The following is a 23,850-nucleotide window of genomic DNA, read 5'->3' on the forward strand; positions in this document are numbered from 1 at the left end:
GTTAACTTTAAGGTCAAGCCACAAGGGGATTAGCAGTGAAGATCGGGGAACTGGCTCGGGAGTCCGGCCTCGCGCCGTCGCGCATCCGCTTCTATGAGCGGCAGGGCCTGATCGGTTCGATCGATCGGGGTTTGAACGGCTATCGGCAGTATTCGCGCGGGACCAGGCAGGTCCTCGAGATCATCGTGATGGCCCAGCAGGCCGGATTTTCGCTCGACGAGATCCGGAACCTGTTGCCGCCGCACGGCAAGGGAGATTGGAGCAAGGACAGGCTGGTGGTCGCGCTGAAGACCAAGGTGGCCGAGGTCGAGGCCTTGCGCTGCCGATTATCTGAAACCCAGGCCGGGCTCGAGGCCGTGATCGCCCGGATCGAAGCCACGCCACCCGGCGGCGACTGCTTTGAGAATGCCGAAGGTATTTTGGCCGGCCTCAGAGACCAGACGAAGACCGGTTGATGACGTCAGACAATTTGTCCCGGTCAAACAACTGCGCGCGATTTCGTCACGCCCAAAATGCCGCCCATTGTTAAGATATTGGAAACCGTGACGGGGCCTTCTGAGGCGGCACGATTTTGACAGGCACACGATAATGCGCTCGACCGGAACACCGCGGACCAAGCTTTTCAGCACGAGCCTTGTCGCGCTGGCCCTGCTGCTGCCGGGCAGCACCCAAGCGCAGTCGGCGGGCAACGGCCTGACCAACCTGATCGACAGCATCTTCTCGGGACCGAACGCCACGCCGCCGCAGGCCGCGACCGGTCAGGACGGTGCTGCCCCACCCTGGAGCGGCGAGGACGGCGCCTCTGGCCATCCGCTGATGATCGCCGCCGCGATCCGCCAGGCCGCATCGGACTTCCCGAACTGCGTCGCGGCGATGTGGCCGGATGCTGCGCGGCGCAACATCACGCAGCAGAATTTCGAGCGCTTCACCGCGGGTCTGCAGCCCGATCTGCGCATCATGGATCTGCTGGATTCGCAGCCGGAGTTCACCAAGGCGATCTGGGACTATCTCGACATCCTGGTGAGCGACGCGCGGCTCGCCAAGGGGCGCGAGGTCCTTGCGAAGTACAAGCCGCAGTTCGACGCCACCGAGAAGGCCTATGGCGTCGATCGCTATATCATCGCGGCGATCTGGGGCATCGAGTCGAACTATTCGACCCAGATGGGCGATCGCAGCGTGGTGCAGTCGACCGCGACGCTCGCCTGCATCGGTCGCCGCCAGGCCTATTTCAAGGACGAGTTCCTCTCGGCGCTGGAGATCCTCAACCGCGGCGATCTCAGGCCCGAGCAGATGCGCGGCTCCTGGGCCGGCGCATTTGGCCCGACCCAGTTCATGCCGACCGCGTTCAAGCGCTATGCCGTCGACGGCGATGGCGACGGCCGCCGCGACGTCGTCGATAATCCCAGCGACCTGATCGCCTCGACCGCAAACAATCTGAAGAAGGACGGCTGGCAGACCGGCGCGAGCTGGGGCTACGAGGTCGTGCTGCCGCAAGGCCTGAACTACATGCTGGCCGACCGAGCCAAGGCGATGCCGCTCTCGCAATGGGAGCAACTCGGCGTCAAGCGACCGAACGGCCAGCCGTTCCCGCGGCCCTCCGACAAGGCCTATCTGCTGGCGCCGGCGGGCGCCGAGGGTCCGGGCTTCCTGATGCTGCAGAACTTCCGGGTGATCATGAAGTACAACCCGGCCGAGGCCTACGCGCTCGCGATCGGTCATTTCGCCGATCGGCTGCGCGGCGGTCAGCCCTTCGTGCAGCCCTGGCCGCGCCAGGAGCGGGTGCTGTCGCGCGCCGAGCGGCTGGAACTGCAGCAGCTGCTCGCCCAGCGCGGCTTCTACAAAGGCACGCCCGACGGCCAGTTCGGCGGCCAGACCCGCGAGGCGCTGCGCGGATTCCAGGTCTCGATCGGGGCGCCGGCCGACGGCTTTGCCACCGCTGAAGTGCTGGAGCGGCTGCGGGGGCGGTAGGCCGGCGGCCATATTGCCCCATAGGCCCCCTCTCCCCCGAAAAGTAACTGTGAAATCCGATATTTGCCGCTCGCCTTGACGGCGGCCGGAGGCACCCGATTTATGGTGGAAAAGCTGCCCGCTTGCGGCCCGATTCCGCTAATATGCTCGCCTGCTTCCAGATCATTTGCGACCGAACCCGATGCGAGAGCCGAAGTCCTTCCTGCGCCTATTCACCGAAGCCGGGCCGCTGGTCGCGCTGGCGGTGGCGCTCGCGCTGTTGATCGGCATCGCGCAGCCCGCCTCGGCGCAGTTCTTCGGCTTCCCCGGCTTCGGCGGTGGACAGCCTCAGCCACAGCGCCGCGCTCCGCCGCAGCACGGCGGTGGCGGCTGGTTCGGCGGTGATTTCTTTGCACCGTTCCAGCAGCAAGCGCCGCAATCACAGCCCCAACGACCGCGCGAGGATTTCTCGCGGGCGCCGCCGCCGGCCAAGCGCGAAGCTGCAGCCGAGCGCAACGTGCTGGTGATCGGCGACGCCATGGCCGACTGGCTCGCCTACGGCCTGGAGGATGCCTATTCCGATCAGCCCGATATGGGCGTGATCCGCAAGCACAAGACGGTCTCCGGCCTGATCCGCTATCAGCCCAAGGGCGACCCGGCGGACTGGGCGGCCGCCGCCAAGGGCATTCTCGCCACCGAGAACCCCGACGCCATCGTCGTGATGCTCGGCCTCAACGACCGCACCGCGATCCGCGAATCGGCGGTGGAGAAGAAGGTCGACAAGAAGGACGAGAAGAAGGACGCGCGCGGCAAGCCGGACGCCAAGCCGGGCGACAAGCCCGATGCCGCCGCCAAGACCGACGGCAAGGCTGATGCCAAGGCCGACAACAAGCCGGCCGAGACCGAGCCGCCGGCAGACGACGCCGAGAGCGACTCGCAGGCCGCGCCGGAAAAGACCGCGCGTTCGCCCAACGGCCTCTACGAATTCCGCGACGACCGCTGGGTCGAGCTCTACGGCAAGAAGATCGAAGAGCTGATCAACGTGCTGAAGAGCAAGGGCGTGCCGGTGCTGTGGGTTGGTCTGCCTGCGATCCGCGGCCAGAAGGGCACGTCGGACATGCTGTTCCTCGACGCGCTGTATCGCGACGGCGCCGGCAAGGCCGGCATCACCTATGTCGACGTCTGGGACGGGTTTGTCGACGAGGCCGGCCGCTTCATGCCGAAGGGCCCCGACTTCGAAGGCCAGCCGCGCAAGCTGCGCTCCGACGACGGCGTGTTCTTCACCAAGGCCGGCGCGCGCAAGCTCGCGCATTATGTCGAACGCGAGGTGACCCGCCTGCTCGCAGTGCGAACCGGCCCGATCGCGCTGCCGAGCGAACCGGCAACACCGGAGACCAGCACCGAGCCCGGCAAGCCGGCGCCGCGGCCATTGGCGGGCCCCGTGCTGCCGCTGGTCGCCTCCACGGTCGGCACCGATCAATTGCTCGGCGGTCCCGGCTCGCGGCCTGCCGCCGTCGATGCGCTCGCCGCGCGCACGCTGGTGAAGGGCGAGGCCTTGGCGCCGCCGGCCGGCCGCGCCGACGATTTCGCCTGGCCACGCCGTGAGATCGGGCGCGAGCAGGCCAAGGGCGACGTGCCGGTTGCCGCGGTGACGCCGGCTGCGCCTGCGGCCGGAGGACCTGCCAACCCGCCGCCCTCGACCACGGCGATCGCGCCCGACGGTTCGATCATCACCGCGCCGAAGCCGCAGAGGCGCGTGTTCCGTCCGGCCCAGGCTCAACCGCAACAGCAGCCGCAGACGCAGCCCTGGCTGCGCGACTTCTTCGGCTTCGGCGCGCCGCAGCAGCGCCCGCTGGTGGCCCCGCCACCGCGTCCGCCACGCAGCGTCGGACAGCGCGCCGCAGGGCCGGGAAATCCCTGGCAGTAAGCGGCGGAAGCGAAGTTACATCCGATTCATTGCGAGCCGCCCGGTCTGCGCGAAGCGCCGCCCGATGACAGGCTCCGCGAAGCAATCCATCGCTCCGCCAGTGGAGAAATGGATTGCTTCGTCGCGGAGCCTGTCATCCGGCGCGCCTACGCGCGACCCGTTGGCTCCTCGCAATGACGGTGGGTGAGATATCTCAGCCGTAGTAGCGCCAGCGTGACGGCGGCGGGCGGCGCGGCTGGCGCGTCATCAACAGCGCGAGCGCAAAGCCGATGCCGCCGGCGATCAAGAGCGCGCCGAGCGGATTGTCCTGCACCGATCTTGCCATGGCCTTTTGTCCACCGCGGATGGTCTCGCCGCGATGCTCATACGCATCCTTGGCATAATTGACCGCGGTGTCGGCGGCGTCGCGCGCGGCATCCTTGGCCTGGCCGTAGAGATCCTGCACGGTGCCGGCGGCTTCGCGCGCGCGCCCCGAAGCCTGCGTCTGCGCGTCGCCGGTCGCATCGCCGATTGCGCCTTCGGCCTTGCCCGCGAACTCCTTCGCCGTCCCGAAAATCCGATCCTTGTCCATCACGACTGCTCCCTGAAATTGTCAGGGAGCCAACCGCCGAACCCCGCGCAAGTTCCTGCGGCTAAAGGATCAGCCCGCCGTCGACGACGATGGTCTGGCCGACGATGTAGGAAGCGAGCGGCGAGGCCAGGAACAAAGCGGCGCCGGCCATGTCGGCGGGCGTGCCGAGGCGCTTCAGCGGAATGCGCCCGAGCGCGCCTTCGAGCCGCTTGGGATTGGCGGTCGTCGCCTTGGTCATCTTGGTGTCGACGAGGCCCGGCGCGATGCCGTTGACGCGGATGCCGTTCTCCGCCCACGCCTCGCCCAGCGTGCGCGTCAGCCCGACCGCGCCGGTCTTCGAGGCGTTGTAGGCCGGATTGCCCATGGTGGAATGATAGGCCGCGGTCGAGCTCACGATGATCAGCGAGCCTTTGCTGACGGTGAGCATCGCGTGGAATTTGGTGGCGCAGGCCATCAGGCTCATCAGATTGACTTCGAGCACCTTGCGGAAGCCCTCCATCTCGAATTCCCCGCGGCGGTAAATCACCGCGCCTTGCGCCAACACCAGCACGTCAAGCCGATCGAATGACGGTGCGAGGGTCTCGATCGCGTGCGGATCAGAGACATCGAGCTGCGCATAGGCAAGGCCATCGAGATGCGAGCCTTCCTCAGCGGAATAGTCGCTCGCCTGCGCGCGGGTGCCGTACACCGCGACGCGCGCGCCCTTGGCACGGAAGGCCTGCGCGATGCCGTTGCCGATGCCGCTGGAGCCGCCGACCACCAGTACCTGCTTGCCGCTGAAATCGAGCTCGTTCATCGCATTTCCTCTCTGCTGTTTTCTTGATTGAGCATGATCCTTTGCGAAAAGCCAACGGCGGACTTGCGTTAACGCGCTGCGTGCGCGGCAATCAGGCAACGCCGGTTTGACGTCTCTGCGGATCGGTGCCAGCGTTGCCGGTCTCACAACGCAAGAAATCAACGGGAGGTCCGTCGTGTCCGAATACAAGCAGCTCAGCCGTTCGGTGAAGGGCCTCACCGTTCTCGTCACGGGCGCCGCCAGCGGCATGGGCCGCGCCACCGCGCGCGTGTTCGCCGATGAAGGCGCCAATGTCGCGGTCACCGATCTCACCGAAGAAGGCACGCAGGCGGTGGCGAAAGAGATTTCGGCGAGCGGCGGCTCGGCGAAGGCCTGGACTCTCGACGTCAGCGATCGCGACGCCATCACGCGGGTCGTCAACGACGTCGCCGCGCATTTCGGCGGGCTCGACATCGTCATCAACAATGCCGGCATCTCGGTGCGGGTGCCGATCGACGATCCCGGTTACGAGGACGCCTGGGCCAAGGGCATCGCCGTGATGCTGACGGCGCATCCGCGCATCATCCGCGCCGCACTGCCGTACCTGCGCAAGTCGCGCTCGCCGCGCATCGTCAACATCGCCTCGACCGAAGCTCTGGGTGCGACGGGCCTGCACAGCCCCTATTCCGCGGCCAAGGGCGGCGTCACCAGCTTGACCCGCTCGCTGGCGGTGGAACTGGGACGCGAAGGCATCACGGTGAACTGCATCTGTCCGGGCCCGATCCGCACCGCCATCACCGACCGCATCTCCGAGGAGCACAAGACGATCTACGCCAAGCGCCGCACCGCGCTGGCGCGCTACGGCGATCCGGAAGAGGTCGCACACATGACGCTGAGCCTGTGCCTGCCCGCGGCATCGTTCCTGACCGGCGCCGTGATCCCGGTCGACGGCGGGTTGATGGCGCGGAATGCCTGACCCGCATTCGCTGCCGGCTCGGCCGCGAAGCGTTGACAGCGCGCGCGTCGGGAGTAGCCTTTCCGTCAAATCAGACGAAGCGGGACAACAGCCCGCACGATACGGGAGATGCGCCAATGACGGTCCTGATCCGGCAGCTTCACAAGCACTTCGTCGGCGAGGTTTCCGGCGTCGATCTGCGCAAGCCGCTGACGAAGCAGGAAGCGACCGACATCGAGGCCGGCATGGACAAATACGCCGTGCTCGTCTTCCACGGCCAGGACATCACGGACGAACAGCAGATGGCGTTCGCGCTGAATTTCGGCGAGCGCGAGCACTCGCGCGGCGGCACGGTGACGAAGAAGGAGGACTACCGCCTTTCGTCCGGGCTCAACGATGTCGGCAACCTCGGCAAGGACGGCAAGCCGCTGCCGAAGGATCATCGCACCCATCTGTTCAATCTCGGCAACTGCCTGTGGCACTCCGACAGTTCGTTCCGGCCGATTCCGGCAAAATTCTCGCTGCTGTCGGCACGCGTCGTGAACCCGAAGGGCGGCAACACCGAATTCGCCGACATGCGCGCCGCCTATGACGCGCTCGACGACGAAGCCAAGGCCGAGATCGAGGACATGATCTGCGAGCACTCGCTGATGTATTCGCGCGGTTCGCTCGGCTTCCTCGACTACACCGAGGAAGAGAAGCAGATGTTCAAGCCGGTGCTGCAGCGCCTGGTGCGCACCCATCCGGTGCACGGCCGCAAGTCGCTGTACCTGTCGTCGCATGCCGGCGCCATCAAGGGCATGAGCGTGCCGGAGGCTCGGGTGCTGCTGCGCGACCTCACCGAGCATGCGACGCAGAGCGAGTTCGTCTATGTGCACAAATGGACGCTGCATGACCTCGTGATGTGGGACAACCGCCAGACCGTGCACCGCGTGCGCCGCTACGACCAGTCGCAGCCCCGCGACATGCGCCGCGCCACGGTCGCCGGCACCCAGCCGACGGTGGCGCAGGAAGCGGCGGAGTAGCAGCGACACTCGTAGCTCAACCAACGGCCATCGTCCCGGGCAAGCGACTTGTCCGCCGTAGCTCAACGAGCCCGGGACCCATAACCACAGGGCGTGGTTGTTGCGCGACGCTGTGACCCCAACTCGCTTCATCCCACGTCCTGTGGTTATGGGTCCCTGCTTTCGCAGGGACGACAGCGGGAATGTGGAGAGGTCGTCGATACGTCAGCGTAGCCTACGCGTGCCCGGCGTCGTTCGACAGCATGCCGGCCTCGATGCCGATCTTGCGCAAGGCGCGGGCGTATTTCTCGTCGACGTCGGTGCCGAAGATCAGCTCCGGATCGGCGTCGCAATGCAGCCAGCCATTGTGCTGGATCTCGTTCTCGAGCTGGCCCGGCGCCCAGCCGGCATAGCCGAGCGCGAGGATCGCGTGCTTGGGACCGGCGCCCTTGGCGATCGCTTTCAGGATATCGACGGTCGCGGTCAGCGAGATGCCGTCATCGATGTTGAGCGTCGCGTCCTGAATGTAGAAGTCGCTGGAATGCAGCACGAAGCCGCGGCCGGTGTCGACCGGGCCGCCCTTCATCACCTTCATCATCTCGGCGTTCTCGGGCAGCTGGATCTGGTCCGACTTCTGGATGATGTCGAGCTGCACCAGCAGTCCGGGGAAATCGATGCTGCCGGCCGGGCGATTGACGATGATGCCCATAGCGCCTTCCGACGAATGCGCACACATGTAGATCACGGAGCGCTCGAAGCGCGGGTCGTTCATCACAGGCATCGCGATCAGCATCTGGCCATCGAGATAGCCATCTTCGGTGGCATGGGGACCGACGGCCGGATTTCTGCCGGCGGTGGTCTTGCGAGTCTTGCCTGTTTTGCCTTCAGGGCGCATCCGCAAAGGCCTCTCCTGCTGATTTGGCATCCTGATATTGGGTGGCGGTTCTGTCAATCAACCATCGGCCGCAGTGCGGCGGTGCATCACAAGCAATTCAATGGTTTGCAACCAAAGTTGCAGGTAAAGACGTCTCATGATCGTCACAGTTCCCATGCGTGCCGCATTTGGCGTTGCCGCCTTGATATCCGTCGCATCCGTGGCAGCGGAGGTTCGTGCCGACGACGCCTCGCCGTGGCAGCAGGACACCCATTCCGCGGTGCGGCTGCTGGCGGGATCGCGCAGCGGCGCGGTGCTGCTCGGCGGCATCGCTTTCCAGTTGCAGGACGGCTGGAAAACCTACTGGAGGACGCCGGGCGATTCCGGCGTGCCGCCGCGGTTCGATTTCTCCAAATCGGACAATGTCGACGCGGTCACGGTGATGTGGCCGGCGCCGCGCCGGTTCGACGACGGTGCCGGCGGCACCTCGCTCGGCTACAAGCACCAGGTGGTGCTGCCACTGCGCATCGTCGCGAAGAATCCCGACAAGCCGTTGGTGCTGCGCGCCGACATCAGCTACGCGGTGTGCGAGAAGCTGTGCGTGCCGGTGGAAGCGAAAGCCGAGCTTGCGTTCGCGAGCGTCGCCTCGACCGAGGACGCGGCGCTGTCGGAAGCGCTCAACGCGGTGCCGAAGCCCGCCAATATCGGCGATCCCACGCCGTTCACGATCCGCGACGTCAAGCGCGAGGGCAACAACGTGCTGGTCGATGTCACCGCGCCGGAGAGCAAGGACCTCAGCCTGTTCGCCGAGGGGCCGACGCCGGACTGGGCGCTGCCGGTGCCAAAACTCGTCGAGCACGCGCCGCCGGGCGTGAAGCGCTTCTCGTTCGAGCTCGACGGCCTGCCGCCCGGCGCCAAGGCGGACGGCGCCGCGCTGAAGCTGACCCTGGTCGGCGGCGACAAGAGCTACGAATTCAATATCAATTTGAACTGACGCCCACCTCTCCAATCGTCGTCCTGGCCTCGTGCGCAATTGCGCACAGGAGCCGGGACCCATAGTCCGCGGCGGCTGATTGAGGCAGGCTGGGGATGAAGCTGTGCGCACAAACTGTTCCCCGTGGTTATGGATCCCGGCTCCCGTGCGCAATTGCGCACTAGGCCGGGATGACGCAAGGCGGGAACAGCGCTCACCCAACCCAATCTTAACGTTTCGTTGATAGATCGGGGGCCATTGCCGCCTTGCGGCGTTTTGGGAATTTTCCGCCTTGGCCGTGATGGAGACACAATCCGGATCCTCTGCCGAATCCTCTGCGCCATCGGGCGTGGTCGCACGCCTGCGGGATCTCGTCGCGCGCCTGCTCGGCGGCACCAAGGAGGCGTCGGTCACCAAGCGTCTCGCGGGCATGATCTTCATCATCCGCGTCGTCAGCGCCGCGATCGCCTATCTCGCGCAGATCCTGCTGGCGCGCTGGATGAGCGGCTCGGACTACGGCATCTATGTCTATGTCTGGACCTGGGTGCTGCTGCTCGGCAGCACGATGGATTTCGGCATCGCGCCGTCCTCGCAGAAGATCATCCCGGAATATCGCGCGCGCGGCGACCTCGCCGCATTGCGCGGCTTCCTCTCCGGCGGTCGCTGGGTGGTGCTTGCCGCATCCAGCACGGTGGCGCTGCTGCTCGCCGGCGTGATCCACCTTGCCTCGCCGTGGATCGATCCCAACGCGATCGTGCCACTCTACATAGGCTGCCTGACCTTGCCGCCCTTCGTGGTCGCCAACACCCAGGACGGCATCTCGCGCGCGCATGACTGGATGCAGCTCGGCCTGATGCCGCAATTCATCGTGCGGCAGGGGCTGATCATCGCGCTCACCGCCGGCGCGCTGGCGCTCGGCCTCAATCTCGGCGCCACCGCCGCGATGATCGCGAGCGCAGCCGCCGTCTACATCGCAGCGATCGGCCAGATGATCGTGCTGAACCGCCGCCTCGCAGCCCATCACGGTCCGGGCGAGAAGACCTACGACGTCAAGGGCTGGTTTAAGATCTCGCTGCCGATCATGCTGGTCGAGAGCTTCTATTTGCTGCTCGGCTACACCGACGTGCTGATGCTGCAGCAATTCCGCTCCTCCGAGGAGGTCGGCATCTATTTCGCCGTGGTGAAGACGCTGGCGCTGGTGTCGTTCGTGCACTACGCGATGTCGGCGACGACGGCGCACCGCTTCGCCGAGTACCATGCGCTCGGCGACAAGGACCGGCTGTCGGCCTATGTCGCGCACGCCATCAGCTGGACGTTCTGGCCATCGCTGCTTGCAACCATCGCGCTGCTCGCGTTCGGCAAGCCGCTGCTCTGGCTGTTCGGCCCGAAATTCGTCGACGGCTACAGCATCATGTTCGTCGCCGCGATCGGCCTCGTGGTGCGCTCGGCGATCGGGCCGGTGGAGCGGCTGTTGAACATGCTCGGCCACCAGAGCATTTGCGCGACCGCCTATGCGGTGTCATTTCTCATGAATGTCGGGCTCTGCATCGCGCTGGTGCCGCGCTACGGCGGCATGGGCGCCGCCGCCTCGACCTCGCTATCGCTGACCTTCGAGACCATCCTGTTGTTCTACGTGGTGCGCTCGCGCCTCGGTCTGCACGTGCTGGCATTCGGGAAGCGGCAGGCGGCGGCATAGCTTTCGGCCGGACGCGGCGGTATACAGTTGCCGCATGACCGCCACTGAGCTGAAAGACCTGTTTGATCGCGTCCTATCCTGGCCGAAGGCGGCGCAGGACGAATTGCTGTCGATGGCGAATGCGATCGAAAACGCATTGCACGGCCACCAGCACGTCGCCTCCGAAGTTGAGCTGCAGATCACTGAAGCCGCGATCACATCCATCGAAGTCACCCCCGACGCGAGCTCCACTGCGGACGAGGTTGATATCCTGAAGAGCATGGAGCGGCTGGTAGCCGCGAAACAAAAGCCTGCGAAAGAGAGTGGATCGGACGCCTGACGGCAAGCCTGCCGATCATCCGATAAGAAAAGCCGGCCCTGATCCAATCAGGGCCGGCCCTTCACCGCCAAATCCTGGCGAGGATCACTCCGCGGTCCAGCCGCCGTCGATCGAGAGGTTGGCGCCGGTGATCTGCGCGGCGTCGTCGCCGCACAGGAACAGCGCCAGCGCTGCGACCTGCTCCGAGGTCACGAACTCCTTGGTCGGCTGGGCGGCGAGCAACACGTCCTTGATGACCTGCTCCTTGGTCATGTTGCGCGCCTTCATGGTCTCCGGAATCTGGTGCTCGACCAGCGGCGTCCAGACATAGCCCGGCGAGATGCAGTTGCAGGTGATCTTGAACTGCGCGAGCTCCAGTGCCGCGGTCTTGGTGAGGCCGGCGATGCCGTGCTTGGCCGAGACATAGGCCGACTTGAACGGCGAGGCGACCAGCGAGTGCGCCGACGCGGTGTTGATGATGCGGCCCCAGCCGCGCTTCTTCATGCCGGGCACCGCGGCACGGATGCCGTAGAACGCCGACGACAGATTGATCGCGATGATCGCTTCCCACTTCTCCGGCGGGAATTCCTCGATCGGCGACACGAACTGGATGCCGGCATTGTTGACCAGGATGTCGACCGAACCGAAGGTCTTCTCGCCGAGCGCGATCATGTCGGCGATCTCCGCCGGCTTGGTCATGTCGGCCGGCGAATGCACGGCTTTCACCTTGAAGTCGGTCTCGATGCCGGAACGTTCCTTCTCGATGTCGGCCGGAACGCCCATGCCATTGAGGACGATATTGGCGCCGGCGCCCGCGAAGGCGCGAGCGTAAGCCAATCCGATGCCGCTGGTCGAGCCGGTCACAACGGCGGTCTTGCCTGTCAATGTACCCATTATTCGGTCGCTCCTATTTTGCCTGCGGGGGCGTGGGTTCGTCCCCCGTGAGATCGTAAGTCACCATGGTTTCCCCGGACTGTGGCCGTTCTAGCCATTCTTTGTGACGCATCGACAAATGCACGTCGCGGACGCCCGCGCCCCAGTGCTCGACCATCCCGACATGGGAGAAGTCGTAATCCTTCGAGGAGCTCTCGTAATTCTTGCTCTTGTAGATCAGGTGAACCACCGTGACGGTGTTCTCTTTGGATGCCTTGCGCAGCAGTTCGACCGACGGATCGTTCTTAAGGTAATCGGGCAGCTTGCTGATCAGGTCGCGCACCGCCATGCGGGCATTGTGGACCTGCTTGTTCTTGTCGGTGTTCATCCGCGTCCGGCTGGAATAGCGGATGTCCTTCTCGCGCTCGGCAGCCTCCAGCAGCGTCTCCGGCAACGGGCCGCGGGCGCTGAACAGATCGACCTGGAAGATCAGGAGATCGCGGCTGGTCTCCTCGTCGAGCACGAAGTCGAGCGGCGTGTTGGAGGCGATGCCGCCGTCCCAGTAGTGCTCGCCCTCGATCACCACGGCGGGAAAGCCCGGCGGCAGGGCGCCGGAGGCCATGATGTGCTCGGGGCCGATTTTCTTGCCGCGCTTCTTGAACTCGTAATTGTCGAAATAGCAGAAATTGCCCGAGGTCACGCCGACCGCGCCGACCGACAGCCGCGTTTTCAGATTGTTGATGCGATCGAAATCGACGAGACGCTCCAGCGTCTTCTTCAGCGGCGCGGTGTCGTAGTAGCTCAGCGATTGCGAGCTGCCGGGCGGCCACAGCGGCGCCGGCGGAATCCGCGGCGTGAAAAAGCCGGGCACGCCGAAGGTCGCGATGATGGCGGCAGAGGTCTCGTTGAACAGCGAGCGGGCGCGCTCATGGTTCGAGACCGGATTCCACGGCACCGGCGCCGAGACCATCTCCCAGAATTCCTTCAGCTTCGGCACGCGCTTGTCCGGCTCGTTGCCGGCGATGATCGCGGCGTTGATGGCGCCGATCGAGATGCCGGCGATCCATTCCGGCTCGAAGCCTGCGTGACAGAGCGCCTGAAAGGCGCCGGCCTGATAAGAGCCGAGCGCGCCGCCGCCCTGAAGGACCAGCACCCGCTGCGCTTGCGCGGGCGTCGAGGCCGGCGCGGAATCCGAAGTATCCATTCGTAACCGTTCGCTCAAAGACGATTTGAGCCGCAACCGTGGCGGCTGTTCGCCGCGGCGTCAATCAGCGAGATGAAGGGGTTAGATCACGCGGAATTTATCGAAATCAGGTTGCCGCCAGAATGAGCGTCCAGAACACCTTGTACTTAGTGTTGGGCGCATAGACGGCCGCGATGCCCATTTTTGTGACACCGCTCTTGAGCATATTCGCCTTGTGCGGCGGCGAGTCGCGCCAGCCTGAAAAGGCTTCCGCGAGCGTGTGATAGCCCGCCGAGATGTTCTCGACCGCTACGGTCGCCGGGTAGCCGCCCGCTTCCAGCCGCTTGCCGAGCGGGGCCTTCACGTCATGGTCCATCTTGTTGCGGGCGGCCATCGCCTGCGACTGCTGCTCGGCGAGCCTGGTCAGGTCCGGATCGACCACGACGATGCCGAGACCGTTGTTCTGGCGGTATTGCGAAAACAGGATCGCGGCGGCCTGGCTATCCAGAACGGCACCGGGCTGCGCCATGTTGAGATACATCGCCGGTTCTTCCGGGATTTTGGTGTCCGCGGCGCAGCCGGCAAGCACCAGAAGCCCGAACAGGGCTACCGTCGTCCGTTTCACAGGTGAAAACCCCCAAGGTTGGCCCGCCGTTGTTGCATACCAACCGTGGCTGAATGGTGAACAGGGGCTAACTTTTGGCCAGCAAAGGCCACCAATGTCCGGGCTATGCAGTTCCGGCGGCCGGCCGCTTCCCCTTCCCCGCGAAAGGGGGAAGGTCGGGATGGGGGTCGGCCCACGGGCTCCGCTGCACTTGGAGGGAGCAGATCCCCACCCGCTTTGCTCTCACGAGCAAAGCGACCTGCCCTTTTCAAGGGGAGGTTTGAATCCGGCGGCTAGTCCTACTCCTGCGCGGCGAAGATCCGGTAGCGACGGGGTTGCAGCGAAACGATTTCGCCGGCCTGCAATTCGCGATCGCGCGGGGCGTCGATCTCGATCACGGTCTTGCCCTCGCTGCCCGACAGAGCCACCTCGGCGCGCTGGATCGGGCCGAACGAACGAACATGCCGGACGGCGCCTTCCAGGGCGCCGGCTCCCGCTGGGCCGACCGCCATGTCGTGGCGGCGGACGAACAGCTTGGCCGCGCCGGACGCCGCGCCCTGCGCCGGAATGTTGAGGGGACGGCCGTCGAGCCGCACCGCATCGCCCGCCACATCGACCGGGAGCACGATGGATTCGCCGATGAAGCCGTGCACGAACGCGGTCGCCGGATTGTCATAGACCTCGCCGGGCGAACCGATCTGCTCGATCCTGCCCTTGTCCATCACCACGACGCGGTTGGCGACCTCGAGCGCCTCCTCCTGGTCGTGGGTGACGAAGATCGAGGTGACGTGGATCTCGTTGTGCAGCGAGCGCAACCATTGCCTGAGCTCCTTGCGCACCTTGGCATCGAGCGCGCCGAACGGCTCGTCGAGCAGCAGGATGCGCGGCTCGATCGCAAGCGCGCGCGCCAGCGCGATGCGCTGCCGCTGGCCGCCGGACAGCTGGCTCGGATAGCGGTTGGCGAGCCAGTCGAGCTGCACCAGATCGAGCAAATTCTTGACGCGGGCGCGGATCGTCGCCTCGTCCTTGCGGATCGCGCGTGGCTGCACGCGCAGGCCGAAGGCGACGTTCTCGAACACCGTCATGTGGCGGAACAGCGCGTAGTGCTGGAACACGAAGCCGACCTGGCGCTCGCTGGCGCCGCGCGACAGCGCATTCTCGCCGTCGATCGCGACCTCGCCCGAGTCGGGCCAGTCGAGACCCGCGATGATCCGCAGCAGCGTCGTCTTGCCGGAGCCGGAGGGCCCGAGCAGCGCCAAGAGCTCGCCGTCGGCGACCTTGAGATCGACATTGTCGAGCGCGGCAAAGCTGCCGAACTTCTTCACGATATTCCTGACTTCAATCGCCATCGGGCACCTCTGCCTCGTCGAGCCGCCGCTCGAGCACGGTCTTCGCCACCAGCGTGATCAGCGCCAGCATCGCGAGCAGCGATGCGATCGCGAACGACGCGACGAACTGGTATTCGTTGTAAAGAATCTCGACCAGCAGCGGCATCGTGTTGGTCTCGCCGCGGATGTGGCCTGACACCACCGACACCGCGCCGAACTCACCCATCGCGCGCGCATTGCAGAGCAGGACGCCGTAGAGCAGGCCCCATTTGATATTGGGCAGGGTGACGCGGAAGAAGGTCTGCAGGCCGGAGGCGCCGAGCGAGATCGCGGCCTCTTCCTCCTGGGTGCCTTGCTCCTGCATCAGCGGGATCAGCGCGCGCGCCACGAAGGGAAAGGTGACGAAGATGGTCGCCAGCGCGATGCCGGGCACCGCGAACAGGATGTGGACGTTGTGCGCCTGCAGCCATGACCCGAAATAGCCCTGCGCGCCGAACAGCAGCACGAAGACCAGGCCCGAGATCACGGGCGAGACCGAGAATGGCAGGTCGATCAGCGTGATCAGGAAAGTCTTGCCGGCGAACTCGAACTTCGAGATCGCCCAGGCCGCGACCACGCCGAACACGAGGTTGAGCGTGACCGAGATCGCGGCGATCAGGAGCGTCAGCTTGATCGCGGCGAGCGCCTCGGGCTCCGCCAGCGCTGCGAAATAGGCGACGACGCCTTTCGAGAACGCCGAGGCGAACACGACGACGAGCGGCAGCACGACGAAGACGCTGAGGAAAGTGATCGCCAGCGCGATGATAATGAGGCGGATCGGACCCGGCTCGGTGCGCGGGTTATGCCGCGCGGCGACCGGCTCGGCGCGCGCGATCTCAAGCTGCGGCGCCGGCGCTGCCACGCTGACATCGGTCGCGGGCGCGTAGCTCCGCAGTTGTGTGGTCGAGGTCGCCAATCCCGTCTGCATCGACATCTCGGACCTCAATGCACGGGAATGCGGGCCTGCGCCCAGCGCTGCAGCCGGTTGATCAGGAAGATGATCAGGAACGAGGCCACCAGCATCACGACCGCGATCGCGGTGGCATCGGCGTAGCGGAATTCGGACAGCCGGATCACGATCAATAGCGGCGCGATCTCGGAGACATTGGGCAGGTTGCCGGCGATGAAGATCACCGAGCCGTATTCACCGATGGCACGGGCGAAGGCGAGCGCAAAGCCGGTGAGCAGCGCCGGGATCAGGCTCGGCAGAATGACGCGGAACACTGTGTGCCAGCGATTGGCGCCAAGGCTCGCCGCCGCCTCCTCGATCTCGGGATCAAGATCGATCAGCACCGGCTGCACCGTCCGTACCACGAAGGGAATGCCGATGAAGATCATCGCGATGAAGATGCCGATCGGCGTGAACGCGACCTTGATGCCGAGCTCGGCGAGCGGCGCACCGAGCCAACCCTTCTGCGCGAACAGCTGCGTCAACGCGACGCCGGCGACCGCGGTCGGCAAGGCAAAGGGAATATCGACGATGGCGTCGAACAGCCGCCGGCCCGGAAAGCGGTAGCGCACCAGCGCCCAGACGATGATGGTGCCCATCACCAGATTGACGCAGGCGGCCGCAAACGACAGCCCGAACGAAATCTTCAGCGCATTCAGGGTGCGGCGGCTGGTGACGATGTTCCAGAACTGATCGAGGCTGAGCTCTGATGTCTTGAGGAACAGCGCGCCCAGCGGGATCAGGATGATGACGGAGAGCCATGTCAGGGTCAGTCCCATGGTGAGACCGAACCCCGGCAGCGTACTGCGTCGTGCGACCGCTGTGCTCACCATCCCCCCTTGTCAATCAGTTCTTGTAGATCTGATCGAAGATGCCGCCCTCGGCGAAGTGCTCCTTCTGCGCCTTGGTCCAACCGCCGAAAACGTCGTCGATCGTGAAGAGCTCAACCTTGGCGAAGGATTTTTCGTACTCCTTGGCGATCTCGGGATCGCGCGGCCGGTAGGAGTTGCGCGCGGCGATCTCCTGACCTTCCTTGGTGTACCAGTACTTCAGATAGGCCTCGGCGACGGCGCGGGTGCCCTTCTGGTCAGCAACCTTGTCGACGATGGCGACCGGCGGCTCAGCGAGGATCGACTGCGGCGGCGCCACGATCTCGAACTTGTCCGCGCCGAATTCGCGCAGCGCCAGGAACGCCTCGTTCTCCCACGCCAGCAGCACGTCGCCGACGCCGCGCTCGACGAACGTGACCGTCGAGCCGCGCGCGCCGGTGTCGAGCACCGGGACGTTCTGGTAGAGGTCGGCGACGAACTTCTTCGCCTTGTCGGCTGAGCCGAACTTCTTCTGCGCATAGCCCCAGGCGGCGAGATAGTTCCAGCGCGCGCCGCCCGAGGTCTTCGGGTTCGGCGTGATCACGGCAACGCCGGGCTTGATCAAATCGTCCCAATCCTTGATGCCCTTGGGATTGCCCTTGCGGACCAGGAACACGATGGTCGAGGTATAGGGCGAAGCGTTGAGCGCAAGGCGCTTCTGCCAGTCCGCGGCGATGAGACCCTTGCCGGCGATCGCGTCGATGTCATAGGCGAGCGCCAGCGTAACGACATCGGCCTGCAATCCGTCGATCACCGAGCGCGCCTGCGAGCCCGAACCGCCATGCGACTGCTTGATCTCGACGCTCTTGCCGGTGTCCTTCTGATAGGCTGCCGCGAACGCCTTGTTGAAGTCGACATAGAGCTCGCGCGTCGGATCGTAGGACACGTTGAGCAGCGAATAGTCGGCCGCGAAGGCCGAGCTCGCCCACAACAGTCCCGCGACCAGCGGCAGCACACGACGGATCATTTCGGTCTCCATTCAACCTGAGAATGTCAGGGAACACGTCAGACATAACTCACGGTGAAGTGGCCTGAAGTCAACGAAACCGGTTTTCTTTGTTTGCGGCCGTGCAGCGCGCCTGTGCTACGAAGCCGCCGCGCTGCGAAGGCTTTGTCACGTCACCAAGTCGCGATGAAACGTCATCGCGATCTGGCGCGTTATCTGAGCATGATCTCCGCGCAAACGCTTCGCGCTTGTCGCAGGGAAAACCGCTTCGCACTTTGCGCTAACGCGGCCCTCCGGGTCCGGATCATGCTCACGACATCTTCATCGTGTGGATGCCGCACTCGGTCTTCGCGCGGCCACGCCAGCGGCCGTCGCGTGCATCCTCGCCGGTTGCGGACCGGCTCGAGCAAGGCATACACCCGACCGACTGATATCCCGATGCGACAAGAGGATGCGGCGGCAGCTTGCCGAGCGCGTAGATCGCCTCGATCTCCTCGCGCGAGACATGGGCGAACGGGTTGAATTTCAGCCTGGCACCGTCGTGCTCGACGACGGGGATGTCGGCACGGGCGTTGCCCTGGAACCGCTTGCGGCCGTTGATCCAGCCGGCGAACGGCTTCAGCGCCCGCGCTAGCGGCTCGACCTTGCGGATGCGGCAGCAGGCATCGGGATCGGTGAACCACAGCTCGCGGTCCGGATCCTGGCGCGACAGCGCGTCCTCATCCGGCTTGATCGAGCGCACATCGGTCAGGCCGAGCGTCTTGATCAGCGTATCGCGATAGGCGAGCGTCTCCTCGAACAGCCAGCCGGTGTCGAGGAACACCACCGGAATCGCCGGATCGACATCCGCCATCACCTTGAGCAGCGCGGCGGACTCGGTGCCGAACGACGACACCAGCGCCAATTTCTCGCGGCCGACCGTCTGCAAAGCAGCCGCGATCACTTCGGCGGGCGATGCGGTGCGCAGCGCACGGTCGAGCTCATCGGCCGCGGGCAACGCGACCGGCGCCGCCGGGAGCTGTCGTACGTGCGTGCTCACTGGCCGGCGCTCTCCGAATGGCGCAGCTGCATACGGCGGTTGAGCGCGGTGACGCGGCCGTCGCCGGTCGGCTGGTAGAACACCGAATAGCGCTTCATGGTCTGGGCGAACGCGTCGGCGTCGGCATCCTTCTTCACCTCGAAGGCGTCGAAGCCGGCGCGCGTCATGAACACGAACTGGTCGCGCAGAATCTGCCCGGTGGCGCGCAGCTCGCCGTCATAGCCGTAGCGCTCGCGCAGCAGACGCGCCTGACTGTAGGCGCGGCCGTCGCGGAAGGTCGGGAACACCAGCGCTACCGTGGCGAGGCGATCGAGATGCGGCACCAATTCGTCGAGGTTACGGTTGTTCGGCCAGATCACGCCGACCTTGCCAGCGCGGCGCAGCAGCGCCTCGGGATCGGCGAGAAAACGCTCGGCCGTCACCAGCACCGCGCCATCGCCGGGCAGCTCGGCGCCGTCGGCGACATGCACGAACAAATCGGTCGTTAGTCTTCCCTGCTTAACGAGTGGCATAAACGCGCTCCCTGATCGGCTCGACGCCCAGACGCTTCACCGTATCGACGAACAATTCCTCGGGACGGTCGCGCAGCGCGAGATAAGCTTCGACAATGTCTTCGATCACGTCGGCGACTTCCGCGTAGGGAACGGCCGGGCCGATCAAGGTGCCCAACTGCGCGTTCTCATCGGCGCGGCCGCCGATCGTGATCTGGTAGAATTCCTCACCGTTCTTCTCAACACCGAGAATGCCGATGTGGCCGACATGGTGATGGCCGCAGGCATTGATGCAGCCGGAGATGTTGATGTGCAGCCGGCCGATCAGGTCGGCGGTGTCGTGGTTGGCGAAGCGCCGCGTCAGCTCCTGCGCGATCGGGATCGAGCGCGCATTGGCCAGCGAGCAGTAGTCCAGCCCCGGGCAGGCGATGATGTCGGTGACCAGGTTGACGTTCGGCGTCGCAAGGCCGAGGCGATCGAGCGCCTTGAACAGTTGCGGCAGATCGCGCTTGGCGACGTGCGGCAGCGCCAGGTTCTGCTCATGGCCGACGCGGATCTCGCCGAACGAATATTTGTCGGCGAGGTCGGCGACCGCATCCATCTGCTCGGCGGTGGCATCACCCGGAGGGCCACCGACCGGCTTCAGCGACAGCGTCACGATCGAATAGCCCTGCACCTTGTGCGCCGACACCGAGTTCTTGCGCCAGCGCTCGAACAGCGGATCGTGCGCGGCTTGCTTCAGCTCGTCCGGCATGTGGGGCAGCTTTTCGTAGGCCGGATAGGAGAAGCGCGAGCGGACCTCCTCGATGGCGGCGTGGTCGAGCGTCAGCCCGACATCGCCCATCGCCTTCCACTCCTCCTCGACTTCCTTGGCGAACTTCTCGATGCCGAGCTCGTGCACGAGGATCTTGATGCGCGCCTTGTAGATGTTGTCGCGGCGGCCGTACTGGTTGTAGACCCGCAGGATAGCCTCGATGTAGCTCAGGATATCGCGGCCGGGGACGAACGGCTTGATGGTCTTGGCGATGAACGGCGTGCGACCGAGGCCGCCGCCGACCAGCACCTCGAAGCCGGTCTCGCCGTCGGCGTTCTTGTGCAGCCTGAGCCCAATGTCATGGATCTTGATCGCGGCGCGGTCGTGCTCGGCGGCGGTGATCGCGATCTTGAACTTGCGCGGCAGGAACGAGAACTCCGGATGCAGCGTGGTGTGCTGGCGAATCAGCTCCGACCAGATCCGCGGATCCTCGATCTCGCCCGGCGCGACGCCGGCCCACTGGTCCGAGGTGACGTTGCGCATGTTGTTGCCTGAGGTCTGCATCGCGTGGATGCCGACTTCGGCGAGATCGGACAGCGCATCCGGCAGCTCGGCAAGCTTGATCCAGTTGAACTGGATGTTCTGCCGGGTGGTGAAATGGCCGTAGCCGCGATCGTAGCGGCGCGCGACATGGGCGAGCCGGCGCAGCTGCTTCGACGACAGCGTGCCGTAGGGGATCGCGACCCGGAACATGTAGGCGTGCAGCTGCAAGTACACGCCGTTCTGCAGGCGGAGGATCTTGAATTCGTCCTCGGTGAGCTCGCCGGAGAGTCGGCGCTTCACCTGGTCGCGGAATTCCGAAACACGCTCGTTGATCAGCGTGCGGTCGAGTTCGTCATAAGCATACATGTTCGGTGAGCCTTACGCCGTCGGCGCCTTACGCGGGAACCTGGAGATCGATGGTGACGCCCTTGGCGCGGATATGTTCGCGCAGATTGCCGGGCTTGACCTTGCCGCCGTCCTTGAGCTCGACCGGCGCGATGTAGGGGCCGACCGCCCCGACGTCGTCGGCGGTGGCTTCCGCCAGCAGCGCGCGGGCCTCGTCGGACGTGGTCACGATCGCCGAGTCGGCGAGTTCGGTGGACCAGCCTTGCCTGGCGGTTCGGTACACCACGGCACCGTCCCAGGTCCGGTTGGCGGTGACCATCGAGGGGCCCGTGATCCTGATTTTCTTCTGTTCAAGCGGAGAGGTCATTCGGCAGCTTTCAGCAGTTCGGAGAACATCTGGTTGGAGAACAGTTGGGTGACGTTGGATCGGCTCCACGGCGCGGAATGCGCGACCACGTCGCCGATGATGAGAACAGCGGGACCGCCGTCGACCTGTTTGACCAGTTCGGGCAGCCGCGCCAGCGTGCCGACCGCGGCCTTGGCGTCGGGTCGCGTCACGCGCGCAAACACGCCGACCGGCGTCTCCGGCGAGCGGCCCGCAGCGAGCAGGCCTTCACGGATCGACGGCGCGGCGGTCATGCCCATGTAGACCACGACGGTCATCTTGGTATCGGTCAGCACCGACCAGTCGACGACCTCGGCATCGCGCGCCTTGTGCGCGGTCAGGAAGGTGATGCGCAGCGCCTCGTGCCGGAAGGTCAGCGGCACCTCGAATTGCGCGGCCGCGCCGAGACCGGCAGAGACCCCGGGAATGATGGAGTACGCGACACCGGCGTCGCGCAGCATCTCGATCTCCTCGCCGCCGCGACCGAAGATGAAGGGATCGCCGCCCTTCAGCCGAACCGCACGCTGGCCCGACTGCGCCGCCTCGATCATCAGGCGGTTGGTGGCGTCCTGGCCGATGCCGGGCTTGCCGACGCGGCGGCCGACCGGAATCCGCGCGGCATCGCGCCGGATGCGGTCGAGAATTTCGGGCGACACCAATTCGTCGTAGAACACGACGTCGGCATCCTGCAGCGCGCGCAGCGCCTTCACGGTGAGCAGATCCGGATCGCCGGGACCCGCGCCGACCAGCGTCACATGACCGACAGCCTTGCCTTCGGTATCGGCACCGGCGAATGCAGCGGGATCTTCGATCGCATTCAGCGCCTGCTCGGCTTGGTCCGTGCGGCCGGCCAGCACCAGCGCGCCGATCGGGCCGTCGATGATGCGCTCCCAGAAGCGGCGGCGCAGCGGAAATTCCTCGATGCGGGCATGCATCGATTTGCGGAAGCGGCCGATGAAGCCGGCGAGATCGCCGATCCGTGCAGGCAACACCGCCTCGATCTTCTCGCGGATGCGGCGCGCCACCACCGGCGACGTGCCGCCGGTGCCGACCGCGACCACGACATCGCCGCGATCGACGATCGCCGGCATGATGAAGGTGGAGTGCACGAGGTCGTCCATCACGTTGACCGGCAGCCCAATCGCCTTGGCGCGCACCGACATCGCAACACCAACCTCGCCTGCGCCGGCACAGAGCACGGCGATGACGTCGGAGAGATCGGCTGCAAGCGGATCGCCATCGGCGTGCTCGATGCGCGCGGCGTCCTCCGCCGCGATTCCTGCGAGCTCATGGTCGCCGTCGGTCGCGTACCAGCGAACCGCGGCGCCGGCGGCTGCGAGCAGCCGCAACTTGGCGCGCACGAGCTCGCCCGCTCCAACGAGCAGCACCTTGCCGCTTTGCAGATCCAGAAACACCGGCAGATATCGCATCAGACACTCGCTTCCCCAATTTGGGGGTTGACTGAAATTATTTTCTATTTATCTCTCGATCAAGCCCAGCAAAGAGAAAATTATTTCTTCTCTATTGCAGCGCAACTTTAGAATTTTCAACTCCACAGGCCAAGGCCAAGAGATGCATCTTCTCGACAACGAATCCGCCGCCGCCAGGACGCGGTCCGCAGCCCTTGCACAAGCATCTTCCGTGCCGGGAATTCCGGCGGCTCTGCCGCCGTCGATGGATCATCTCGACGAGTTGGAGGCGCAGAGCATCTACATTTTGCGCGAGGCGTTCGCCCGGCTGAAGAAGCTCGCGCTGCTGTGGTCGCTCGGCAAGGATTCCAACGTGATGATCTGGCTGGCGCGCAAGGCGTTCTTCGGCCGCGTCCCGTTCCCGGCGCTGCATGTCGACACCGGCAAGAAGTTTCCGGAGATGTATGCGTTCCGCGATCGCTTCGGCAAGGAATGGGATCTCGACCTGCGCGTCGAGCCCTGCCCGCCGATCGACGCCGTCGACCCCACCCTGCCGCCGGCGGCGCGCTCCGCTGCGCGCAAGACGGAGGGGCTTAAATGGGCGCTGAACAAATACGGCTTTGACGGATTGATCGCCGGCATCCGGCGCGACGAAGAAGCGACCCGCGCCAAGGAGCGCGTGTTCTCGCCGCGCGGCCTCGAGGGCGAATGGGACGTGCGCGACCAGCCGCCGGAATTCTGGGATCACTTCAATGCCTCGCCGCCGCAGGGCGCGCATTTGCGCATCCATCCGATCCTGCATTGGACCGAGGCCGACATCTGGGCCTACACCAAGCGCGAAGGCATTCCGATCATCCCGCTCTATCTCGCAAAGGACGGCAAGCGCTATCGCTCGCTGGGGGATCAGGACATCACCAACCCGGTGGCCTCGACCGCATCCAACATCGACGAGATCCTCGCCGAGCTCGACGCCACCAAGATCCCGGAGCGCGCCGGCCGCGCGCTCGATCACGAGACCGAGGATGCGTTCGAGCGGCTGCGTGTCGCCGGCTATCTCTGATCCCAGTTTGGCG

At 65.3% G+C, this 23,850-nt stretch carries 24 protein-coding genes; 9 read left to right on the top strand and 15 right to left on the bottom strand.

Annotated features, from left to right (window positions below; translation table 11 throughout):
- The first annotated feature begins 35 nt into the window (after positions 1 to 35).
- The 3 genes from CK489_RS03875 to CK489_RS03885 all read left to right on the top strand — a co-directional run bounded on the left by CK489_RS03875 (position 36) and on the right by CK489_RS03885 (position 3,874).
- Positions 36 to 455 carry a MerR family transcriptional regulator gene (locus CK489_RS03875; protein ID WP_095731366.1) on the top strand — a complete coding sequence of 140 codons (420 nt, stop codon included), beginning with the start codon at positions 36 to 38 and terminating at the stop codon, positions 453 to 455.
- A 133-nt stretch (positions 456 to 588) separates the two neighbouring features.
- Complete coding sequence (locus tag CK489_RS03880; protein WP_095731367.1) at positions 589 to 1,968, top strand: lytic murein transglycosylase; 1,380 nt, start codon at positions 589 to 591, stop codon at positions 1,966 to 1,968.
- A 181-nt stretch (positions 1,969 to 2,149) separates the two neighbouring features.
- Positions 2,150 to 3,874: an SGNH/GDSL hydrolase family protein gene (locus tag CK489_RS03885; RefSeq protein WP_095731368.1), complete on the top strand. Its 1,725-nt coding sequence runs from the start codon at positions 2,150 to 2,152 to the stop codon at positions 3,872 to 3,874.
- A gap of 193 nt (positions 3,875 to 4,067) precedes the next feature.
- On the opposite strand, the gene CK489_RS03890 is transcribed toward CK489_RS03885, so the two are convergent.
- Together CK489_RS03890 and CK489_RS03895 are read right to left on the bottom strand one after the other, a co-directional pair.
- On the bottom strand, positions 4,068 to 4,445 hold the full coding sequence (locus CK489_RS03890) for a CsbD family protein (protein ID WP_050629830.1): 378 nt from the start codon (positions 4,443 to 4,445) through the stop codon (positions 4,068 to 4,070).
- Between the two features lie 61 nt (positions 4,446 to 4,506).
- Positions 4,507 to 5,241, bottom strand: a complete 735-nt coding sequence (locus CK489_RS03895) for an SDR family NAD(P)-dependent oxidoreductase (RefSeq protein ID WP_095731369.1) — start codon at positions 5,239 to 5,241, stop codon at positions 4,507 to 4,509.
- Positions 5,242 to 5,416: 175 nt separating this feature from the next.
- Between CK489_RS03895 and CK489_RS03900 the strand changes: the two genes are divergently transcribed.
- Together CK489_RS03900 and CK489_RS03905 are read left to right on the top strand one after the other, a co-directional pair.
- Entirely contained in the window at positions 5,417 to 6,196 is a 780-nt protein-coding gene (locus CK489_RS03900) for an SDR family NAD(P)-dependent oxidoreductase (RefSeq protein ID WP_198960826.1), read from the top strand.
- 116 nt (positions 6,197 to 6,312) lie between these two features.
- Positions 6,313 to 7,200, top strand: coding sequence for a TauD/TfdA dioxygenase family protein (locus tag CK489_RS03905; RefSeq protein WP_050629827.1), 888 nt, complete (start codon positions 6,313 to 6,315; stop codon positions 7,198 to 7,200).
- A gap of 214 nt (positions 7,201 to 7,414) precedes the next feature.
- Here CK489_RS03905 and CK489_RS03910 read toward each other — a convergent pair whose 3' ends face one another.
- Entirely contained in the window at positions 7,415 to 8,074 is a 660-nt protein-coding gene (locus CK489_RS03910; RefSeq protein ID WP_095731370.1) for a YqgE/AlgH family protein, read from the bottom strand.
- 136 nt (positions 8,075 to 8,210) lie between these two features.
- Between CK489_RS03910 and CK489_RS03915 the strand changes: the two genes are divergently transcribed.
- The 3 genes from CK489_RS03915 to CK489_RS03925 all read left to right on the top strand — a co-directional run bounded on the left by CK489_RS03915 (position 8,211) and on the right by CK489_RS03925 (position 11,041).
- Positions 8,211 to 9,047, top strand: coding sequence for a protein-disulfide reductase DsbD domain-containing protein (locus CK489_RS03915; protein WP_050629825.1), 837 nt, complete (start codon positions 8,211 to 8,213; stop codon positions 9,045 to 9,047).
- A 280-nt stretch (positions 9,048 to 9,327) separates the two neighbouring features.
- On the top strand, positions 9,328 to 10,722 hold the full coding sequence (locus CK489_RS03920; RefSeq protein WP_095731371.1) for an oligosaccharide flippase family protein: 1,395 nt from the start codon (positions 9,328 to 9,330) through the stop codon (positions 10,720 to 10,722).
- A 34-nt stretch (positions 10,723 to 10,756) separates the two neighbouring features.
- Positions 10,757 to 11,041, top strand: coding sequence for a hypothetical protein (locus CK489_RS03925; protein WP_095731372.1), 285 nt, complete (start codon positions 10,757 to 10,759; stop codon positions 11,039 to 11,041).
- 84 nt (positions 11,042 to 11,125) lie between these two features.
- Here CK489_RS03925 and CK489_RS03930 read toward each other — a convergent pair whose 3' ends face one another.
- The 12 genes from CK489_RS03930 to cysG all read right to left on the bottom strand — a co-directional run bounded on the left by CK489_RS03930 (position 11,126) and on the right by cysG (position 22,798).
- Positions 11,126 to 11,914 carry a 3-hydroxybutyrate dehydrogenase gene (locus tag CK489_RS03930; RefSeq protein WP_021076374.1) on the bottom strand — a complete coding sequence of 263 codons (789 nt, stop codon included), beginning with the start codon at positions 11,912 to 11,914 and terminating at the stop codon, positions 11,126 to 11,128.
- 13 nt (positions 11,915 to 11,927) lie between these two features.
- Positions 11,928 to 13,097 (bottom strand): DUF3734 domain-containing protein, encoded by a 1,170-nt coding sequence (locus CK489_RS03935; RefSeq protein ID WP_095731373.1) that lies wholly within the window; start codon positions 13,095 to 13,097, stop codon positions 11,928 to 11,930.
- A 106-nt stretch (positions 13,098 to 13,203) separates the two neighbouring features.
- Positions 13,204 to 13,701: a CAP domain-containing protein gene (locus tag CK489_RS03940; RefSeq protein ID WP_050629821.1), complete on the bottom strand. Its 498-nt coding sequence runs from the start codon at positions 13,699 to 13,701 to the stop codon at positions 13,204 to 13,206.
- Positions 13,702 to 13,979: 278 nt separating this feature from the next.
- Complete coding sequence (locus tag CK489_RS03945) at positions 13,980 to 15,029, bottom strand: sulfate/molybdate ABC transporter ATP-binding protein (RefSeq protein ID WP_095731374.1); 1,050 nt, start codon at positions 15,027 to 15,029, stop codon at positions 13,980 to 13,982.
- Positions 15,019 to 15,981 (bottom strand): sulfate ABC transporter permease subunit CysW, encoded by a 963-nt coding sequence (gene cysW / locus CK489_RS03950; RefSeq protein ID WP_198960827.1) that lies wholly within the window; start codon positions 15,979 to 15,981, stop codon positions 15,019 to 15,021. The genes CK489_RS03945 and cysW overlap by 11 nt, the downstream gene beginning before the upstream one ends.
- A gap of 8 nt (positions 15,982 to 15,989) precedes the next feature.
- Positions 15,990 to 16,829: a sulfate ABC transporter permease subunit CysT gene (gene cysT, locus CK489_RS03955; protein ID WP_095731375.1), complete on the bottom strand. Its 840-nt coding sequence runs from the start codon at positions 16,827 to 16,829 to the stop codon at positions 15,990 to 15,992.
- Positions 16,830 to 16,842: 13 nt separating this feature from the next.
- A complete protein-coding gene (locus tag CK489_RS03960) occupies positions 16,843 to 17,832 on the bottom strand; it encodes a sulfate ABC transporter substrate-binding protein (RefSeq protein WP_050628331.1) in 990 nt (329 codons plus the stop codon).
- Between the two features lie 289 nt (positions 17,833 to 18,121).
- A complete protein-coding gene (locus CK489_RS03965) occupies positions 18,122 to 18,850 on the bottom strand; it encodes a phosphoadenylyl-sulfate reductase (protein ID WP_050628315.1) in 729 nt (242 codons plus the stop codon).
- Positions 18,847 to 19,362: a DUF934 domain-containing protein gene (locus tag CK489_RS03970; RefSeq protein WP_050628314.1), complete on the bottom strand. Its 516-nt coding sequence runs from the start codon at positions 19,360 to 19,362 to the stop codon at positions 18,847 to 18,849. The genes CK489_RS03965 and CK489_RS03970 overlap by 4 nt, the downstream gene beginning before the upstream one ends.
- Entirely contained in the window at positions 19,349 to 21,004 is a 1,656-nt protein-coding gene (locus CK489_RS03975; protein WP_095731376.1) for a nitrite/sulfite reductase, read from the bottom strand. The genes CK489_RS03970 and CK489_RS03975 overlap by 14 nt, the downstream gene beginning before the upstream one ends.
- Before the next feature lie 28 nt (positions 21,005 to 21,032).
- Complete coding sequence (locus CK489_RS03980; protein WP_050628312.1) at positions 21,033 to 21,350, bottom strand: DUF2849 domain-containing protein; 318 nt, start codon at positions 21,348 to 21,350, stop codon at positions 21,033 to 21,035.
- Complete coding sequence (gene cysG / locus CK489_RS03985; RefSeq protein ID WP_095731377.1) at positions 21,347 to 22,798, bottom strand: siroheme synthase CysG; 1,452 nt, start codon at positions 22,796 to 22,798, stop codon at positions 21,347 to 21,349. The genes CK489_RS03980 and cysG overlap by 4 nt, the downstream gene beginning before the upstream one ends.
- 244 nt (positions 22,799 to 23,042) lie before the next feature.
- Between cysG and cysD the strand changes: the two genes are divergently transcribed.
- The gene (gene cysD / locus CK489_RS03990; RefSeq protein ID WP_050425832.1) at positions 23,043 to 23,837 is read left to right on the top strand and encodes a sulfate adenylyltransferase subunit CysD; all 795 of its coding nucleotides are present in this window, start codon (positions 23,043 to 23,045) and stop codon (positions 23,835 to 23,837) included.
- Positions 23,838 to 23,850: the final 13 nt, after the last annotated feature.

The organism is Bradyrhizobium sp. UFLA03-84, from assembly GCF_002289535.1.
GTDB classification, from domain to species: Bacteria; Pseudomonadota; Alphaproteobacteria; order Rhizobiales; family Xanthobacteraceae; genus Bradyrhizobium; species Bradyrhizobium viridifuturi.

Coding starts and splice junctions, on each gene's coding strand:
- CK489_RS03960 (WP_050628331.1), bottom strand. CDS start 17,832: ATGATCCGTCGTGTGCTGCCGCTGGTCGCGGGACTGTTGTGGGCGAGC.
- CK489_RS03905 (WP_050629827.1), top strand. CDS start 6,313: ATGACGGTCCTGATCCGGCAGCTTCACAAGCACTTCGTCGGCGAGGTT.
- CK489_RS03880 (WP_095731367.1), top strand. CDS start 589: ATGCGCTCGACCGGAACACCGCGGACCAAGCTTTTCAGCACGAGCCTT.
- CK489_RS03895 (WP_095731369.1), bottom strand. CDS start 5,241: ATGAACGAGCTCGATTTCAGCGGCAAGCAGGTACTGGTGGTCGGCGGC.
- CK489_RS03920 (WP_095731371.1), top strand. CDS start 9,328: ATGGAGACACAATCCGGATCCTCTGCCGAATCCTCTGCGCCATCGGGC.
- CK489_RS03910 (WP_095731370.1), bottom strand. CDS start 8,074: ATGCGCCCTGAAGGCAAAACAGGCAAGACTCGCAAGACCACCGCCGGC.
- CK489_RS03945 (WP_095731374.1), bottom strand. CDS start 15,029: ATGGCGATTGAAGTCAGGAATATCGTGAAGAAGTTCGGCAGCTTTGCC.
- CK489_RS03925 (WP_095731372.1), top strand. CDS start 10,757: ATGACCGCCACTGAGCTGAAAGACCTGTTTGATCGCGTCCTATCCTGG.
- cysD (WP_050425832.1), top strand. CDS start 23,043: ATGGATCATCTCGACGAGTTGGAGGCGCAGAGCATCTACATTTTGCGC.
- CK489_RS03935 (WP_095731373.1), bottom strand. CDS start 13,097: ATGGATACTTCGGATTCCGCGCCGGCCTCGACGCCCGCGCAAGCGCAG.
- CK489_RS03890 (WP_050629830.1), bottom strand. CDS start 4,445: ATGGACAAGGATCGGATTTTCGGGACGGCGAAGGAGTTCGCGGGCAAG.
- cysT (WP_095731375.1), bottom strand. CDS start 16,829: ATGGTGAGCACAGCGGTCGCACGACGCAGTACGCTGCCGGGGTTCGGT.
- CK489_RS03975 (WP_095731376.1), bottom strand. CDS start 21,004: ATGTATGCTTATGACGAACTCGACCGCACGCTGATCAACGAGCGTGTT.
- cysG (WP_095731377.1), bottom strand. CDS start 22,798: ATGCGATATCTGCCGGTGTTTCTGGATCTGCAAAGCGGCAAGGTGCTG.
- CK489_RS03915 (WP_050629825.1), top strand. CDS start 8,211: ATGATCGTCACAGTTCCCATGCGTGCCGCATTTGGCGTTGCCGCCTTG.
- CK489_RS03885 (WP_095731368.1), top strand. CDS start 2,150: ATGCGAGAGCCGAAGTCCTTCCTGCGCCTATTCACCGAAGCCGGGCCG.
- CK489_RS03930 (WP_021076374.1), bottom strand. CDS start 11,914: ATGGGTACATTGACAGGCAAGACCGCCGTTGTGACCGGCTCGACCAGC.
- CK489_RS03970 (WP_050628314.1), bottom strand. CDS start 19,362: ATGCCACTCGTTAAGCAGGGAAGACTAACGACCGATTTGTTCGTGCAT.
- CK489_RS03980 (WP_050628312.1), bottom strand. CDS start 21,350: ATGACCTCTCCGCTTGAACAGAAGAAAATCAGGATCACGGGCCCCTCG.
- cysW (WP_198960827.1), bottom strand. CDS start 15,981: ATGTCGATGCAGACGGGATTGGCGACCTCGACCACACAACTGCGGAGC.